General features: G+C 39.4%; 14 protein-coding genes and 1 tRNA gene. 8 read left to right on the top strand and 7 right to left on the bottom strand.

Annotated features, from left to right (window positions below; translation table 11 throughout):
- Positions 1-125 precede the first annotated feature (125 nt).
- Entirely contained in the window at positions 126-869 is a 744-nt protein-coding gene (locus FJ709_RS02700) for a spermidine synthase (RefSeq protein ID WP_226413207.1), read from the bottom strand.
- Between the two features lie 123 nt (positions 870-992).
- Here FJ709_RS02700 and FJ709_RS02695 point away from each other — a divergent pair, with 123 nt between their 5' ends.
- A complete protein-coding gene (locus tag FJ709_RS02695; protein WP_226413205.1) occupies positions 993-1,532 on the top strand; it encodes a mechanosensitive ion channel domain-containing protein in 540 nt (179 codons plus the stop codon).
- A 119-nt stretch (positions 1,533-1,651) separates the two neighbouring features.
- On the opposite strand, the gene FJ709_RS02690 is transcribed toward FJ709_RS02695, so the two are convergent.
- From FJ709_RS02690 to FJ709_RS02680, 3 genes are all read right to left on the bottom strand, one after another.
- Positions 1,652-2,389, bottom strand: a complete 738-nt coding sequence (locus tag FJ709_RS02690) for a dienelactone hydrolase family protein (protein ID WP_226413203.1) — start codon at positions 2,387-2,389, stop codon at positions 1,652-1,654.
- A gap of 59 nt (positions 2,390-2,448) precedes the next feature.
- Complete coding sequence (locus FJ709_RS02685) at positions 2,449-3,438, bottom strand: 2-hydroxyacid dehydrogenase (RefSeq protein WP_226413201.1); 990 nt, start codon at positions 3,436-3,438, stop codon at positions 2,449-2,451.
- Between the two features lie 280 nt (positions 3,439-3,718).
- Positions 3,719-5,500 carry a flavocytochrome c gene (locus tag FJ709_RS02680; RefSeq protein WP_226413199.1) on the bottom strand — a complete coding sequence of 594 codons (1,782 nt, stop codon included), beginning with the start codon at positions 5,498-5,500 and terminating at the stop codon, positions 3,719-3,721.
- A 237-nt stretch (positions 5,501-5,737) separates the two neighbouring features.
- Between FJ709_RS02680 and FJ709_RS02675 the strand changes: the two genes are divergently transcribed.
- The 5 genes from FJ709_RS02675 (at position 5,738) to FJ709_RS02655 (ending at position 11,865) form a co-directional block, all read left to right on the top strand.
- A complete protein-coding gene (locus FJ709_RS02675) occupies positions 5,738-6,160 on the top strand; it encodes a hypothetical protein (RefSeq protein ID WP_226413197.1) in 423 nt (140 codons plus the stop codon).
- A gap of 21 nt (positions 6,161-6,181) precedes the next feature.
- Positions 6,182-6,472, top strand: a complete 291-nt coding sequence (locus tag FJ709_RS02670; RefSeq protein ID WP_226413195.1) for a hypothetical protein — start codon at positions 6,182-6,184, stop codon at positions 6,470-6,472.
- Positions 6,473-6,559: 87 nt separating this feature from the next.
- On the top strand, positions 6,560-7,237 hold the full coding sequence (rluA, locus tag FJ709_RS02665) for a bifunctional tRNA pseudouridine(32) synthase/23S rRNA pseudouridine(746) synthase RluA (protein ID WP_226413193.1): 678 nt from the start codon (positions 6,560-6,562) through the stop codon (positions 7,235-7,237).
- 69 nt (positions 7,238-7,306) lie between these two features.
- Positions 7,307-7,768 (top strand): transcriptional regulator AsnC, encoded by a 462-nt coding sequence (asnC, locus tag FJ709_RS02660; RefSeq protein WP_226415817.1) that lies wholly within the window; start codon positions 7,307-7,309, stop codon positions 7,766-7,768.
- 236 nt (positions 7,769-8,004) lie between these two features.
- Positions 8,005-11,865, top strand: a complete 3,861-nt coding sequence (locus FJ709_RS02655) for a S8 family serine peptidase (protein ID WP_226413191.1) — start codon at positions 8,005-8,007, stop codon at positions 11,863-11,865.
- A gap of 489 nt (positions 11,866-12,354) precedes the next feature.
- Here the strand turns inward: FJ709_RS02655 and FJ709_RS02650 are convergent.
- A tRNA-Leu gene (locus tag FJ709_RS02650) sits at positions 12,355-12,439 on the bottom strand.
- A 460-nt stretch (positions 12,440-12,899) separates the two neighbouring features.
- Between FJ709_RS02650 and FJ709_RS02645 the strand changes: the two genes are divergently transcribed.
- The gene (locus FJ709_RS02645) at positions 12,900-13,037 is read left to right on the top strand and encodes a DUF3149 domain-containing protein (protein WP_226413189.1); all 138 of its coding nucleotides are present in this window, start codon (positions 12,900-12,902) and stop codon (positions 13,035-13,037) included.
- Between the two features lie 160 nt (positions 13,038-13,197).
- Here the strand turns inward: FJ709_RS02645 and FJ709_RS02640 are convergent, their stop codons facing one another.
- Positions 13,198-13,809 (bottom strand): superinfection exclusion B family protein, encoded by a 612-nt coding sequence (locus FJ709_RS02640; protein WP_404830001.1) that lies wholly within the window; start codon positions 13,807-13,809, stop codon positions 13,198-13,200.
- Between the two features lie 214 nt (positions 13,810-14,023).
- On the opposite strand from FJ709_RS02640, the gene FJ709_RS02635 reads away from it, so the two are divergent.
- The gene (locus FJ709_RS02635; RefSeq protein WP_226413187.1) at positions 14,024-15,646 is read left to right on the top strand and encodes a sensor histidine kinase; all 1,623 of its coding nucleotides are present in this window, start codon (positions 14,024-14,026) and stop codon (positions 15,644-15,646) included.
- Positions 15,647-15,733: 87 nt separating this feature from the next.
- Here FJ709_RS02635 and tcdA read toward each other — a convergent pair whose 3' ends face one another.
- A complete protein-coding gene (gene tcdA / locus FJ709_RS02630; RefSeq protein ID WP_226415813.1) occupies positions 15,734-16,549 on the bottom strand; it encodes a tRNA cyclic N6-threonylcarbamoyladenosine(37) synthase TcdA in 816 nt (271 codons plus the stop codon).
- Positions 16,550-17,140 lie beyond the last annotated feature (591 nt).

Raw genomic sequence — 17,140 nt, 5'->3', positions numbered from 1 at the left:
TAGAATACGCTGACAGGTTAATTATGTATAACGGATAAAATCTATCATCCTAATCGGTTTTACAACCGAACCGTAATCCGTTATCGATTTATTATATTGAATAGCAGAATGTTTAAAAATAGCGATTACTGCCAAGGCTCAAAACGGGTGAGCACCCTAGGTATATTAATATCTAACGCTTGGGATAAAGTTTGCTGGTTGGCTTTATTACTCATTGCAGCAAGCCCTTGGCTTTGATTTGTAGCAAAAACCACCCAGTTGCCACCACCCGTTAAGCATGCATGAATATGACTAAAGTGCATCTGTAAGTGGCTGAGTAATGCGGTATTGTTACGATGTTCTTTCCAGCAGTTAAGTACCAATATTCCGTCGGCTTTAAGCCCTAAGTAACAATGCTCGGTAAACTCAGCGGATAGTAGTGTTGGGTCAACCCCCTTTTCGCTGTAAATATCGACAAACAACATATCGCATTTCTTAAAGTCGCCAGCCTTTAGAAAATGATTAGCGTTTTGATGAACGACATTCAGTTTTTTACCTACTGGTAATTGAAAAAATCGTTTAGCGGCATGAATAACCTGTTCCCTTAACTCTACGGCGGTAATTTTAATCGCCGCATCGTAATGACGTAAAGCATGCACTAATGCGCCGCCACCTAATCCTAAAATCACCACACTTTTAGGCTGTTTTGCCATTAACACGCATAACATTGCTTGCACATAAGTATGCTGAGGGACAAAAGGCTCTGTTTTATCCATTTTACTTTGTTCATCATTGTCGCCAAATGACAAAACCCTAAAGTGGCCATCATCAAGCACAAATATGTCACCAAACTCATCGGCACTTGTGTGTAACACTTTATAATCAGACATATCATTCCATATTTAAATTTAAAATAAATTAACTTTAGATTAATCAACGAGCCAAGTTACTTAAAAAATCGTATTATAACCGATCATAACTGCATATTGAGATTGTATTCTTTAGGACGTTTTATGTTGAATCAAACTATGATGGTGTTGCTGTATTTAGGGGTGTTTATCATTGCCCAAAATCAGCTAAAGAAGTGGATTAAAATTCAAGCCATTAAAAAACAGGTTAGTGAAGTGCGTAGCCGATTGGTGACGAGACTGATTTCATATTTTATGTTTTTTGTTACCTTGTCCGTTATTGCCATTTCATTGGGTTTAGGCTATCAAGAAGTGTCATTATTCGTCTCATCAGCATTCGCAGTACTAGGTGTAGCCCTGTTTGCTCAATGGTCTATTTTGAGTAACATTACCGCAGGCGTATTGATCTTTTTTGTGTTTCCGTACCGCATTGGCGATCGGATCAGAATTGTTGAAAAAGATGAAGATATGTCTGGAGTAATCGTCGAAATATCTTTATTCCATATCCTGCTTAAACGCGAGTCCGGTGATGTAATGACTTACCCAAATAGTTTGATGCTCCAAAAAGGAGTGATTAAACTATCTAATGACACCCCTATCAAGAAAAAAGTCATTCCTAAACGAGTTATCCCTAAACGGTTATAATGATTAAATAGCAACAGCAAAACAAAAAGGCGCCATGAGTACCTTTTTGTTGTCTACCATAGTGTCAATTCCACGCTTTCGAGTGATTTTTGATAATAACGTCATCAAAAATCATACATTTAATTCAAGGTTCGTTGAAAAAATGCCACCGCTTGTAAGTACATTTGAATGGCTAAAGCGGGATCGTAACGCTCGCCTTCATCGCGCATAAAGGCATGTTGAGCATTCACTTCTAACCAACTAAAATTAGCGTTTACTTTTTCTAACTGATGATAAATTGCTTTGCGCCCTTCACTTGAAACGTGCGGGTCTTGCTTGCCAAACACCATCACCAACTCACCTTTAATATCACTCGCACGGGTAAGCGAATCATTATCAGGCTTGCACGGTAACGTATTAGAATGAATATCGGTTGCATATAAACAAAATGCACCTCTAATATCAGGATTCAAGGCAGCACGAAACGCTAAGTGACCGCCAATACATACGCCCATTGCGCCAACTTTATCACTGCAATAGGTTTGCGAACGTGCAAAATCAATTAATGACTGGGTATCACTATCATGGTGCTCAAGCGGTTTTGTAAACTTATCTTGGTTGCCTTTATCTTTGCCAGCATCATCATAAGCCAATACTGTGCCTATCGGATTAAGTTCATGAAATACTTCAGGCACCAATACTACAAAGCCATGCCCCGCAATAATGGCTGCAGCACGAGCTATTGGCGCTGTTAACTGAAAAATTTCAGAATAAAAAATCACGCTAGCAAACTGCCCTGCTTGATCTGGGCGAAATACCGTGGTGCGCATTGTGCCTGTAGGCGTAGCAATATCATGTACTTGAGTTGAAATAATCATAATGCCTCTTGCAAGAAATTGGCGCCATAAGGCGCCAATTTATCAATAATAAGTCCCAGTTAACACAGCTCGTTGCCAGATTTGTCACCTGCTAGCAGCGCTTTAACATTATTCAAAGTGGTTAAGGCTATTGCATTTAAGGCTTCTTCGGTTAAAAAGGCTTGATGCCCAGTGAAAATAACATTGTGACACGCCGATAAGCGGCGAAAAACATCGTCTTGGATTATTTCACTGGATTTATCTTCAAAAAATAATCCTTTCTCATTTTCATAAACATCTAGCCCTAATGATCCAAGCTGACCTTCTTTTAAGGCTTCCATGGCATCTATAGCATTGAGTAACCCGCCACGGCTGGTATTAATTACCATCACCCCTTTTTTCATTTTATGAAAACTACTTTGGCACAATAAATGGTGATTATCCGCAGTTAAAGGGCAATGTAGACTTATGATGTCACAGAGCGGATAAATCTCATCCAAACTGACATATTCAACCCCTAACTCAGTAACCACTGGGTTAGGATAGGGGTCATATGCCAGCACTTTACAGCCAAAGCCTTGGAGTATTTTAATGGTCGCTAGACCAATTTTACCGGTACCAATAATCCCAACAGTTTTACCAAACATGTTAAAACCGACTAATCCTGTTAGAGCAAAATTAGCATCACGTGTGCGTTGATACGCTTTATGAATTTTACGATTAAGGGTTAGCATTAACGCAACGCTATGCTCAGCCACAGATTCAGGCGAGTAAGCAGGGACGTTGACCACTTGCATCCCCAAACGTTTTGCCGCAACCAAATCAACATTGTTAAAGCCCGCACAGCGCATCGCAATGACTTTTGTGCCGCCTTTGGCTAACTCAACTAATACTTCTTCACACAATGAATCATTAACGAAAGCACAAACAACTTGAAAGCCTTCTGCCAGTTTGGCGTTTTGCATGCAAAGTCGATAATCAAAATATTCGATTTGCGCACCAAACTCTTTATTTGTGCGATTAAAGTGATGAATATCATATGTTTTAGCACTAAAAAAACCAATTCTCATAATATGTCCTACAACTAAAGGCTTAACAATACCGCTATATTTCTAGACTCACTCTTAGTTAAAAGCGCGTTACGTCTACCAGCCAGTTTGTCAGCAAACTCAATTTTGCATCCAGTGTATGTGAATGACGCATTTTTGTCGTTAATAAGTCGCTACAAAAAAACGAAAATGTGAGTAGGCTCGCCCTATTTATGGCGGGTCATAACAACAAAAAAGCGAGCCTGATGAAGGGCTCGCTGAGAATGTAAATCGCCAATTGCAAAATAAAGAACGGCTTATCTTAATGCTCTTTAGCGTATTTTGCTGCTTGCTCCCCGGCAATACGACCAAAAGTCACAATATCTGAAATCGCATTACCGCCGAGTCTGTTGGTACCATGCACCCCACCAGTAATTTCTCCCGCGGCAAACATCCCAGGAATATTTTTACCACTGATGCCTTTTACTTCGGTTTGAGTATCAATAACCACCCCACCCATAGTGTGGTGTACAGCTGGCGCCACTTCAATAGCATAATAAGGAGCAGATGCTAACTCTCGAGGTAAGTCTTGACGTTCAAATTGGGTATCTTTGCCCGCTTTAACTGTTCCATTATAATCCGCTAATGTTTTGGTTAACTCTGCGCCAGGCATGCTGAGCTTTTTAGCAAGTTCGTTTAAATCTTTGCCTTCATTAACTATATGTAAGTGAATATAACCTTCTATTTTACTCAAACTTTTACGCACTGAATCATCAAATACTAAGTAAGCACTTTCGCCTTTTTGATTTAAAATCGCTGCCGATGCTTTATCGCGTGTGGTTAGCTCATTAACGAAACGCTTACCATCTCGGTTAACTAAAATAGCACCATTACCACGAACAGCTTCAGTTACCATAACGCCACCCACAGGTGAGTAAGTTGGATGCGCTTGTACGTATTGAAGATCTTTGGTTGCAGCGCCAGCTAACTCAGCAACATCTAATCCATCGCCAGTAGCACCCGCATGGTTAGTAGCTTTAAAACCTTTTAAACTAGGGTCATATTTAGCTACACGTTCATTATTTTTAGCAAAACCACCTGTTGCAATAACAACCGAGTCTGCATTTATCACGTAATAACCTGTGTGTGCTCCTTTGACTAACACGCCAGTGACTTTTCCAGATGCATCTTCAATAATACGCACCACACGACTATTAAGCCTGATATCAGCATCACGACTTATTGCAGCATCCCAAAGTACTTGTGCTACATGTGCACCAACACCTGCGCCGCCAGTAGGACGATGACTGCGGTTCACACTCGCGCCCCCCATGCGGCCAACATCGGTTAAATCGGCGCCTAGTGCAGTTAACCAGTCAACGGAATTAGATGAATTATTTGCCAGTACTTTTACCAATGCTGGATCATTCAGATTACCGCCTCCCGCCATGGTGTCATCGATCATAATTTGTTTTTTATCTTCGATTTTCAATGCTGCTTGGGCTTTAGTTTCTGCGGCATTCATACCCCCTGCGGCAAGTTTTGTATTGCCACCAGGTACAGGTTCTTTTTCTAACAAAATGACTTTAGCACCATTATTACGTGCAGAAACGGCTGCCGCTAAACCTGCACCGCCTGAACCAATAATAACCACATCGGTAGTTTCTTTTGCGCCTTTAGCAATCGCTTGATCTTGTGCCGTTTTGTCGGCATTAACTGGCACAAACTCACGCTGCCATTTCCCAGAAAATGGCATTTGATATTCAAAGCTATGGCAAGAATCACAGTAAGTGACTGACTTTTCATGCCCTGAGTGACAGCTGGTACAGCTAACATCGCCAATTAAATGAGATTGATGTGGTGAAACAATACCTTCTCGCTCTGTTTCGGCAACTTCCTTTAGGGTGCCATGACAACTGGTACATTGGGCATTTTCATAGGTTAAGTTGTCGTCAGTTGGCCCTTTTTTATTAACGTGACAAGTATCACAACTACCCATTTCACCATGAAAATCGGCTAAGTTTTCTGGTGCTGCATATGTAGCTGAACTTAACGCACCCGAAACCAGTAACGCTAATAGTGATTTTGTTGTGTGTGTTAACATTATATCCCCCTGCCTTGCGGCATTAATCTTACAACTAACATATCACCCTCTAAAGAGGTACGCTGGTAGCAAGGTCACACATCATTAACCTTATTTAATTTATGGGTATATTTGCGTGTCAGCGCATTATTTAACATAGTCAGATATTGATTTACCTCTCAAAAACTAAGCTGGTTTCTGCTAATTAACTTTGGGGTTGTTAATATGATTAGAATAAACCGATGATAAGAAGCTTTAATGAGCAAACATGCAAAACAGCAACGGCTTTCCGAAACACGCTTTTGGTTTGAAAGATTAACCAAAACGGGCCTTAGGGCGTTACATATTATTGGTGTTGTCGGGGCTGGTGGGGGCATATTACTGCACGTTGATAAAAGTCTATGGTTGCCTTACTGGATTATCACCCTGACAACAGGCATTTTACTGATGACATGGGAAATTATCAGAGATTGGCACTGGCTGATTCAATTAAAAGGCCTACTCACGCTTACCAAGGTTGGATTATTATTTTTGTTGGTGCCACTAACTGATTGGCAGGTGGAAATTATTACTCTTTTAGTATTACTTTCGGTAATAGTGTCACATGGTCCTGCAGGTCTGCGTCATTATTCGATAGTGCATCGCAAGGTTATCCATGGTAAAAAAGAGATTAAAGGTTAGTCTCTCATCAAAGGACACAGGATGTTCCCCTATCCAGAACAATATCGCACTGCGACGCCCCCACTGACAACCACTTTTATGGTGTTTTGGGCTTTACTGAGTCACAGTGTTTTTGCCGATGCGAGTCCATTTGCACTTTACCCACTAATAATATTGTTTCCATTTGTTATTTTATGTCATGGTTATTTAATTTGGCTAGCAAAGGGAATGAGTCGATTAGATCAATGTTTTTATGCGCTAGTACATATCCCATTGGCATTTGTGGTGTGGACATTTACCATTATGCTGGTCAATGGCGAAGCTTTTTCTTAAGTTAGCTTTTTTATGATCCACTTGCATCTTATAAGGTGGATCAGTATCTTTGCCATCCTTTTCTATCTTCTGTTATAGAGATCTATCATGGCTGACTTCATCTACCAACCAGCAACTGAACCTTGGCTGGATATTATTCACCAAGATAAAGATATTATTGTGATCAATAAACCCTCTGGGTTGCTATCGGTTCCTGGCAGAGAAGCGCAATACTATGACAGCGTTTATTATCGCGTATTACGTGACTATCCTAATGCACAAATCGTTCACCGCTTAGATATGGCAACATCAGGAATTATCGTATTAGCCTTACGAAAAAATGCGGAGCGAGAATTAAAACGTCAGTTTAGAGATCGAGAAACCCACAAAGTGTACTTTGCCCGTGTTGCAGGTCATATGAAGACGTCGATAACACGTGTGTCACTGCCATTAATTTGTGACTGGCCTAATCGCCCCAAGCAAAAGGTCAATCATTTGGTGGGAAAACCCTCTGAAACACTGATTGACATTATCAGCTACGCTAAGCGTTCAACCCTGGTAAAATTGACCCCTATTACTGGCCGTTCACACCAACTCCGCGTGCATATGATGGCATTAGGCCATCCTATTCTTGGTGATGGTTTCTACGCAGACCCATTAGCAAAAAGTTTGGCACCACGTTTACTACTGCACGCCACCGAATTATCTATAAAGCATCCTTACTCGGCACAGCCAATGCACTTTAGCTTGTTACCCAATTTTATAGAGCCAATGACCGAACAGTAATTTTGATAGTAATTACATAACAAAAGACGTAAATTAATGTCTATTCAAATAGAAAATAGGCATTTTACTGTGGATAGCTCATTTCAACGTGACCAACTTGACAACCAAATTTTATCCGCATTAATGGGAGATGCTCGCACACCATTTGCCGAACTGGCTAAACGATTTTCAGTGAGCGCTGGCACCATTCATGTCCGCGTTGAAAAAATGAAACAAGCAGGCATCATCACAGGGGCACAAATTACCGTTAACCCTAAAGCATTGGGTTACGATGTTTGCTGCTTTATTGGCATTAATTTGAAAAGTGCCGGTGATTATCCCGCCGCGATAGCAAAATTAAATGCATTAGATGAAGTGGTTGAGGCATATTATACTACGGGTAATTACTCCATTTTTGTAAAGGTAATGTGCCAATCTATAGATGGATTACAACATGTATTGATTAATCGTATACAGTCAATAGACGAAATTCAGTCCACAGAAACCTTAATTAGCCTTCAAAACCCTATAGTAAGGGCGGTTAAGCCTTAGAACAATTAGCTATAAGCTAATATAAGCAACATACTATTCCGTATAATAAAAACAATAGTTTTTTCCCCAACCGCATTACATTTGTTGCTCGGTTGTGATAAAAATGATTATGGTGCACTAGGTAGTGCAACATAATCATTATAAAAATATTACAATTACACCCCATAACCTATCTAATGAATTGATACGAAATTCTTAAGAACACATTGAGGGTGACTTGAAACAAGGAAGACGTTGTGAAGACTAAACTATCACTCGCTATTTCAGCGGCATTAATTTCAAGTGTTACTTATGCGAACACTGATTACACTGGTTTACAGTACTCTCCAGAATTACACTCCACTGACAACTATAAAAAATCTACTGTTAAAGCAAATAGTATAACAGCTCCTCAACGCTTTATTGTTGAGCTGTCTTCTCCTGCTGTGGCCCTTTATCAAGGTGGTATTAAAAACTTAGCAGCAACAGCAATAAAGTCTAAAGACGGTAAGATTGATATTCAATCAGCTCCAGTCAAAGACTACGCCTCATATCTAGCTACTGAGCAAAACAACTTTGCTAGCGCGTTAACTAAAGTCGCCGGTAATGCAAAAGTAGAGCGTAAGTTTAAGACACTATTTAACGGTGTATCTATTGCCGGACAGGGCCTAACCATTGAAGCATTAATGGCAATTCCTGGTGTTAAGTCTGTTTACCCTGAAACAATGTATGAAGCACAAATGGATGCTTCTCATGAAATAATCAACAGTCAAGCAATGTGGAATGCAGTTAACGGCATGGAAAATGCTGGTAAAGGCGTTAAGGTTGCTATTATTGATGGTGGTATTCGCCCAGAAAACCCAATGTTTGCAGATGACGGTTTTGAAGCGCCACAAGGTGCACTTCCAACAGATGATTACTGTTCAACAGTTGATACCAGCTTTTGTAACAACAAACTTATTGTAGCTCGCTGGTCTGCTCCTACATTCCCAGTTTGTGCTGACGAATATATGAGCCCACTAGGTTATGGTGGTCATGGTACTCACGTTGCTGGTACTGCAGTAGGTAATAAAGTTGATGTAACTTATGAAGGCGTTGATGTCACACTTTCAGGTGTTGCTCCAGCGGCTTACTTAATGGCCTATAAAGCGCTTTACAACAAAGAGGATTGTTCTGGCGGTAGTGGTTCTAACATTATGCTTATGGAAGCATTAGAACACGCTGTAAATGATGGCGCTGATGTAATTAACAACTCATGGGGCGGCGGTGCTGGTGGTGATCCTGCTAACAGTCCATACAAAGTAATGTTCGAAGCTGCCGAAGCTGCTGGCATTGTTGTTGTTAGTGCAGCTGGTAATGACGGTAATGGCGCTAAAACTATTGGTTGTCCTGCTTGTATCGAATCAGGTATTACTGTAGCAAACAGCACTACTGGTCGTTTTTTTGCTAACGCATTTAATGCTGGTGGCGAAGACTTATTAGCTATCCCGGGTTCGGATACTATTTTTGAACTAGATATTACCGCACCAATTATTGCGGCTAAAAATATCAATGCAGAAAATGTCAATGGTTGTGATCCTTTTGCCGCTGATTCTTTCAAAGACGGCATAGCACTGATTTCTCGTGGTACCTGTAGCTTTAGCATAAAAGCACAAAACGCTATAAATGCAGGAGCTAAAGCTCTTGTAGTATATAATAGCGTTCCAGGCGCACCATTTACTATGTCAATGCCAGGTCAAACTTTTCCATCTGTTATGATTTCAAAAGCTGACGGTATTGCTATTGTTGACTCATTAGGTGACGCTGCTACCTCTGGTACAATTTCTGCAGAGATTAAGCGTATTGTATCGCAGGGCCTTGCTGATATGATCAACCAGTCGAGCTCTCGCGGACCGAACGGTAATGAAAATATACTAAAACCAGATTTAGCCGCTCCTGGAACAAATATTTTATCTGCATTCTCTCCAGATGATGGCGGAGAACCTTTTAATGCCATTACTGGTACAAGTATGGCTAGTCCTCATGTTGCTGGTGCTGCAGCCTTAATGGCGCAATTACACCCTGACTGGTCTGCAGTTGATATTAAAACCGCATTGACCTCTACAGCTACAATGGCTGGCATTTTAGATGATGACGGTGTTACGCCAGCATCTCCATTTGCTATGGGCGCTGGCCGAATGGATTTAGACGCTGCGGCTAAAGCAGTGTTAACCTTTGACAAGCCTTCTATTGCTGCGGACTCATGTGTTGGTGTATGTACCTTCACACGTACAGTTAACAACAAAAGTGCAGAAGCAACATCATGGGCTTTAACTGCCAAAGCTGATTCTGCTGGCATCATGATTTCACCAACGACATTGGAATTGGCTGCAGGCGCTTCTGCAACCTTCACAGTGACCGTTGATTCCTCTTACAGTACTTATGGTGAGTGGATATTTGGTAACATCATGCTAACTAGCAATGATGGCAAGCAAGATGCACACTTACCTTTAGCTGTATTGGCTAGAGCAACAAGTGACTCATCTTTAATCAACACCTTTACTACTGATGCTGATATTACCACTGCTGACGAATTTGAAGTGAAGGCCGTTGTCAATAACACTATGTTTAAAAGCACTTCAGCTATTACTGTTACCGCTACAGCTCCTAAAGGTACCAAGCTAACAAGCAAAGATGATGTTATGGTCAACATAGCAGATGCGACTCAGAATGGTATGAGTGTTAATGAAGAAACAGGTGTAATTACCTGGGTTGGTACTATGAAACAACCTAAGATGGTTTCAGCTAAAGGTACTGGTTCTTATCCTAACATTACCGCTTTAGGTTTATCATTCACCCCAGTATGTGCTGATGGCTGTGATGAAGCTAACTTTGTATTTACCGTTCCAGCTTATAAGTACAATGGTCAAACTTACACTCAGATAACTATGTCAGACAATGGTATTGTTATCCCTGGTAGCAGCACTACTGCTGGTACTTATGCGAATAAAGAATTACCAGACTCTGGTAACCCTAACAACATCGTTGCACCTTTCTGGTCTGATTTCGATTTAAGCGATGGATCTGTAGGTGATACTGGCGGCGGAGCAATGTCTATCGGTGTCGTAACTAGTGGCACTTCTCAATGGGTTGTTGTTGAGTGGAACGACGCACAGTTATATGGTGACACTTCAGGTGATCAATATAGCTTCAGCGTATGGTTTAAAGCAGGTGATACTGAAGAAGTGACATTTAATTACTTCAACGTACCTACTATTCCTGCTGCATTAACAATCGGCGCGGAAAACATTGGTGGCGCGATAGGCACAACTTACCACTTCAATGGTACTGGTGGAACTGTTGCTGCAAATGATTATGTAGAAATTTCTGCTGCTGCCGCTGGCAGTGTCGAGTTAGCTTATAAGGTAAAAACTACTGAGTTTAATCTTGGTCAAGCAGATATGCTTGACGTTGTTGAAGATAGTTCAGCATCAATGAATGTGCTTATAAATGATACTAAAGCAGATCAAAAAGTCGCTCGCGTTCAAGTGTCTGGCGATGGCATGACAGCAAAAGCACAAAGTGTAATGGATATCTCAGCATCAGGCGGTTTATCTAATGCTGCTATTACTGTTAATCCTACAAATGGTACAGCTGTTGTAACCTCAACGGGTGAGATAACTTATACACCTAAGAATGATTTCTTTGGAACAGATACACTGACTTATACTGCTGAAGATAATGCGGGTAATAAGATCACTCCAACTAAAGTAATGTTCAACGTTAGTAATGTTAACGATGCGCCAACAGTTGCACCATCTGCTGTTGACCGCCTTGTAAGACAAACTGTTACAGTTAACTCAAATGCTGCTGATATAGATAGCTCAGAGTTAACATATAGCTGGACTCAAACAGGAGGTCCTTCTCTTGCATTTGACCCAACTAAGGCGAACATTAGTTTTGCGCCTTCTGAAGTGGGAACATATTCATTCAGTGTTGTTGCTAGTGATGGTGCATTACAAAGTAATACTGGAGAAGTAACTGTTCAATCTTTACCAAGAGATGATGATGGTGGTTCTTTAGGTTGGTTAACAACGTTATTACTACCTTTAGCGGCGTTCCGTCGTCGTAAGCACTAATCAACAAAGTTAGCGTGTAAAAACAAAAAACCAGTTGCTCCGGCAACTGGTTTTTTTATTAGTTAAGCATAACTCGATTTATTCATCTTAATCTGAAACACCTGTATGAGATGTCTCATCAAACGGTTCAATTTCAGCAAACCTGTTAAACCAGAAACTTGACCCAACCATTTTAAACTGACGAGTCAGCCACTGTGCTGCAGTTTGTTGTAACAGCAACAAAATGCGTTTTGATTCAGGAAATTAATAGCCCGCTATTTGATCTGCTTAGTAAAGCTTCTAAAGTTAGTATTGAAGGTAAAATATGGACAGTAGAGATCTCAGTTAAACAACTTTTACGGCTCTCAACCCTTTTCTAAAAATTAGATTAATAATCTTTGAGTACAGTAATAGCAGAGATAAAATTAAAGGAAGGTACGTACTTGCATCAAGTATCACTAAATAAGCATAAAAAAAGCCCCGTTCAATTAAGAACAGGGCTTTAAATAATGGTACCCGAGGACGGACTTGAACCGTCACTTCTTTCGAAATCGGATTTTGAATCCGACGTGTCTACCGATTTCACCACTCGGGCAGTGCTCTTTAAGCTACATTTAGCTTTGCAAAGAAATCTAAAACACCTAAATATCTTTGCAAAATTTAACAACCAAGAGTTTATTAGAGCAAAACTTTTCTAAGCAATAATACAAAAATCGATAATCACTTCACTTAATGAGTATCAATTAAGTGAACAGAATTATACCCATGCTTATGACAATGGCAAGTCCTTTGGGTAGACTTTACTAACAAAACTAAACAATTGCCTAAATTCTCAGCGCATCCTCAAAATAAACTGTAGAAAACACCGCTAATTTAAGAAGTTCGCTGCATGAGCAGAGTCTAATTCGTACAGGCTAGAGCAAATAAACACAATAAAGATCACATTTACACACTGGTATATCTAATAATAGGATCTAACATTGATCAAGATCAGCTTTGTAATCTTATTTCAGCATTATGATAACTAGGACTTCACAAATAAAAGGATAGCTATCATGGCATTTTGGTTAGATTTAATGTTTGGAAACCCAATTGGATTAATGTCTATGATTGTCATTTTTAGTACTTTGGGAATTGTATCTTACTTAATGTGGATGTTTATTGTGAAGTCTGCACCAGGCAATGATGAATAACATCATTGCTATAATATTATATCTGTTCGTTATTCTTAGTCATTTACGATAATTATAAATTCTGATCCATTTTAGGGGCTAATTCAGCCCCACTTTCTTATTACGCAAATTTCTATAAAAACAGAGTTTCTGATACCCTTGTCTCTAAATATGAAGGCTATTAAGCTGCATGTTTACGGGGTTGAACTAGGCCACTGATAAAGTGAGGTCTGGTCTTCAATAAATAAGTCAACTCTTCTTGTGTAGGCTCTCCCGCAGGTAAACGAAGAACGTCACGGTTTAAATAAATTCGAGCAGACATTGAAATTTTATACTCTGCTGTAGGACCTTGAATCGCATAATGGCGCTCGTTACCCAGCTCTTCCAGAATATTGGTATGCAATAAACTTTTAACTGCCAACTCATTTTGGGGCAATGCTAGTATGGTGGCACCTTGTAAAAAGAATTCTCTTAATAATGCCCTTTCGGCAGGATCCAGTAATTTCACTTTAGCTTCAATTGTTTCAACAGTTCGCTTTTGGCGTAAATGTTGAATAGACTCATCGGCAACAAAGCTCACCAATTGACTTAGAAAGTATGCCGCCCCCACGATCAAAGCTAAACCAATAAGATAATTATACTGTGCCACAATTTCAGCAAGGGCTAACTGAGACAACAGCTCTTTCGGGGCAAATAATAACCCCAAGCATAACACTACCAACCATAACATCGCACTCATGAAAGTACGCTTTGCATTACTCAAGCTAATTGCTTTAATCATCGCTTTTTTCATCACAGCCTCAGTGTCAGAAATTTGAACATCTAATGCTTAAAAGCAAGTTTAATGCCACCTTTAGCCAATAAATTAATAAACATCAATATAATTGGGATAGTGTTGCACTTGAAAAATCAATAGAAAAGTACTGAATTAAATATAGCTATAATGTAAATTTTGAACTAACTTGTTATATAAGCACTTAGATTAATTAAATAATTAAATAAATACCATGCTGAAATTTTCCAATCAATTATTCACTAGCCCTATCGGTCGAAAGCTTATGCTATCGATTGTGCTTTTTAGTTCGCTTATCACCCTTCTTACGACTATCTATCAGTTATTTAACGATTACAACAGTGATGTAAACCGTATAGATAGAGCATTTTCTAGTATCGAAAAAGTAAACTTAGAAGTATTAGCTGCCAGTATTTGGGTAATAGATGAGCGCTTAATTAGTACTCAGCTAGACGGTTTAAGCCAATTACCTGACATTACCTATATCTCAATAAAAGATGATAGCGGTCAAGAGTGGCAGGCGGGTAAGTATCAGCAGAAATCGACGATTGAGAAACAATTTGATCTTATTTACACCAATTCAAATCAGATAAAGGTAGGCACTTTACTCGTCCAAGCTGACTTGAACATTATTTACGATAGACTTTATGATAAAGCCATTCTTATATTACTATCAAATGCGATAAAAACCTTTTTAGTTGCAGGGTTTATTTTATTTTTAGTTTGGTTAAACATTACCCAACACCTACTAAAACTCAGTCAATATTGCGAGCAAATAAGCCTGGATAAACCTTTTAATCCTTTAGTTTTTGACCATAAAAGTAAACGCGACGAATTTGCTATGGTGGCAAAAGCGATTAATAGTATGCAACAGCAAGTACGGGCATCATTTGCCGATGTACAAGAATCGAAAGCCGCATTGCAAAGTGCACTAGAAGATCGAGAACGATTACTTAAACTTGAGCGAAGCTATAAAGATGAACTGGCTCGTCAAGTAAAAGAACAAACCAAAGAACTAGAGCAGTCATTACTAATATTAAAACGTGCTCAGCAAGTGCTTGTCGAACAGGAAAAAATGGCGGCATTAGGAGGGCTAGTTTCCGGATTGGCACATGAGATAAATACCCCTATTGGTATATGTTTAACTGCGGCAAGCTCTCAACTCTCTCATGTAGAAGATTTAATTAAGCTCATCCATAGCGAGCATGCCACCTTAGAGGAGATAAACCGTATTCTTGAAGAGTACCAGCAAAGTTGCGAACTAATAGTTAATAATATTACTCGAGCCAGCACATTAATCCAAAAATTCAAAACGGTAGCAGCAGAGCAACGTTATGAGAAAAATACTCAGTTTAATTTGAAAAAACAGCTAGAAGACATTATAGACTCAACTCAAATCATGTTTTCACCACAACATGTTGATATAACTATAAATATAGATGAAAGGTTAGAAATCGTTAGTAACATTAACTTACTCAACCAAATTATTAGTAATATTATTTCTAACGCTTATACACACGCATTTAAAGGCGTCGAACACAGCCAAATTACGATAAATGTGGCAATAGAGTATGACAAAGTGAATATTGAAATTCAAAACAATGGCTTGAGTATTCCTGCGGATGTAGCCGAACGCATGTTTGAGCCATTCTTTACTACTGCCAGAAACAGAGGAGGGATAGGTTTGGGGTTAGCCGCAGCATTTAACGCCGCGACCTTGCTGCATGGCAACGTCAAATATGAGCCAATTTCACCATTAGGCGGTCCAATGTTTATTGTCAGCTTCCCTTATGAAAATGTGCCAAAGTTCGCCGACAATACGTTAATTATTGAGTAAGTGAGTCACTGTAAAATCACACAAACCAGTAACACCATAGCGAATAACCTATTGATATAAAATAAAAAATCAGCGGACTGGCAGCTATTATTTCGCACAAGCCTTAGCGGAGATTTTAGCTAACACACGACTGGCAGCCATAAAACCGAACGTACCTGTAACCATAGTCACGGCACCAAAGCCTGAAGCGCAATCCATTCTCATACTCCCATCGGCAGTCGCTTTAGTCACGCATACACTGCCATCAGCTTGGGGATAAACTAGGTGCTGAGTAGAAAATACCGCATCAATAGCAAAGCGTCGCTCAGTATTTTTACTAAACCCATATTCTTTACGTAAAATCCCTCGCACTTTAGCTAATAATGGATCTTGCACTGTTTTTGCTAAATCAGTTACTTGAATTTGACTAGGATCGGTCTGTCCACCCGCACCACCAATAGTTACAATTGGAATTTTATTGCGTTTACAGTGGGCAATTAATCCCGCTTTTTGTTTTACCGCATCAATACAATCGACAACATAATCAATTTGCTGACTATTAGAGGTATTATTTTCACGGGGGAAATATTCGCTCAGGTTGTCTAAGGTAATAAAGTCTTCAATTTCATTAACTTGGCATTCTGGATTAATGTCTCGAATACGTTTTGCCATCACTTCTACTTTCGATTGTCCCACAGTTTGAGCTAAAGCATGGATTTGACGATTAGTATTAGTCACGCATATATCATCTAAATCAATTAAGCTAATTTGACCAATACCGCTTCTGGCAAAGGCTTCTGCCACCCAAGTTCCCACACCGCCAATACCAACCACTACCACGTGAGTTTGAGCAAAAGCATTTAATGCTGCTTGACCATATAAACGCCCTATACCTGCAAATCGATTCATATATGCTTCTGACAACATCACATGCCTTTATTCTGACTGACTTAATGAGTTGCCTATTTTAGCCTAGTCGCCGTCAAAGCTAAATGACCTAGGTTTATATAATCACTATTTGAACAAGCTTAAATATCGTCGCTTCATAGATGTTGCAAAAGTCAAAAATTAAATATAAAAAACTTTAAATAACAATAGCCTAAAAAATTAAGATACGAGTCCATATTTACAGCTCAATGCTTTAGTTTTAGCTATGCCATTAATGTCGGTCATGAATCGCTAAATAAGAGTTCAAACTCATTTTTTGCCTTTAAAAAAATACATCACTTAATTTAACAACTGCTAAACTACATTGTTACTCATTGAATTTGCTATCAGTAATAGATCGCGACAAAGGCAACTTAAGCGCTCAGAAGATGTGCTGATAATCTTTTTTAAAGAACAGCGAGACAATGAAAATACTTAATACAATATAAAAACAACAATAAAACACTTTTTCAGTTCAATTTTAGATATAAAAAAATAACTTAAGGTCTAAAAGTTTGATCTCTACCACAAACTAAGCTTAGCAAAACTGTAAAATCTCAAATCAGATTGTTACATGCCACTTTTTGG

Source organism: Shewanella glacialimarina (assembly GCF_020511155.1).
In the GTDB taxonomy this organism is placed as follows: domain Bacteria; phylum Pseudomonadota; class Gammaproteobacteria; order Enterobacterales; family Shewanellaceae; genus Shewanella; species Shewanella glacialimarina.
This window is presented reverse-complemented; position numbering and strand designations above follow the sequence as displayed.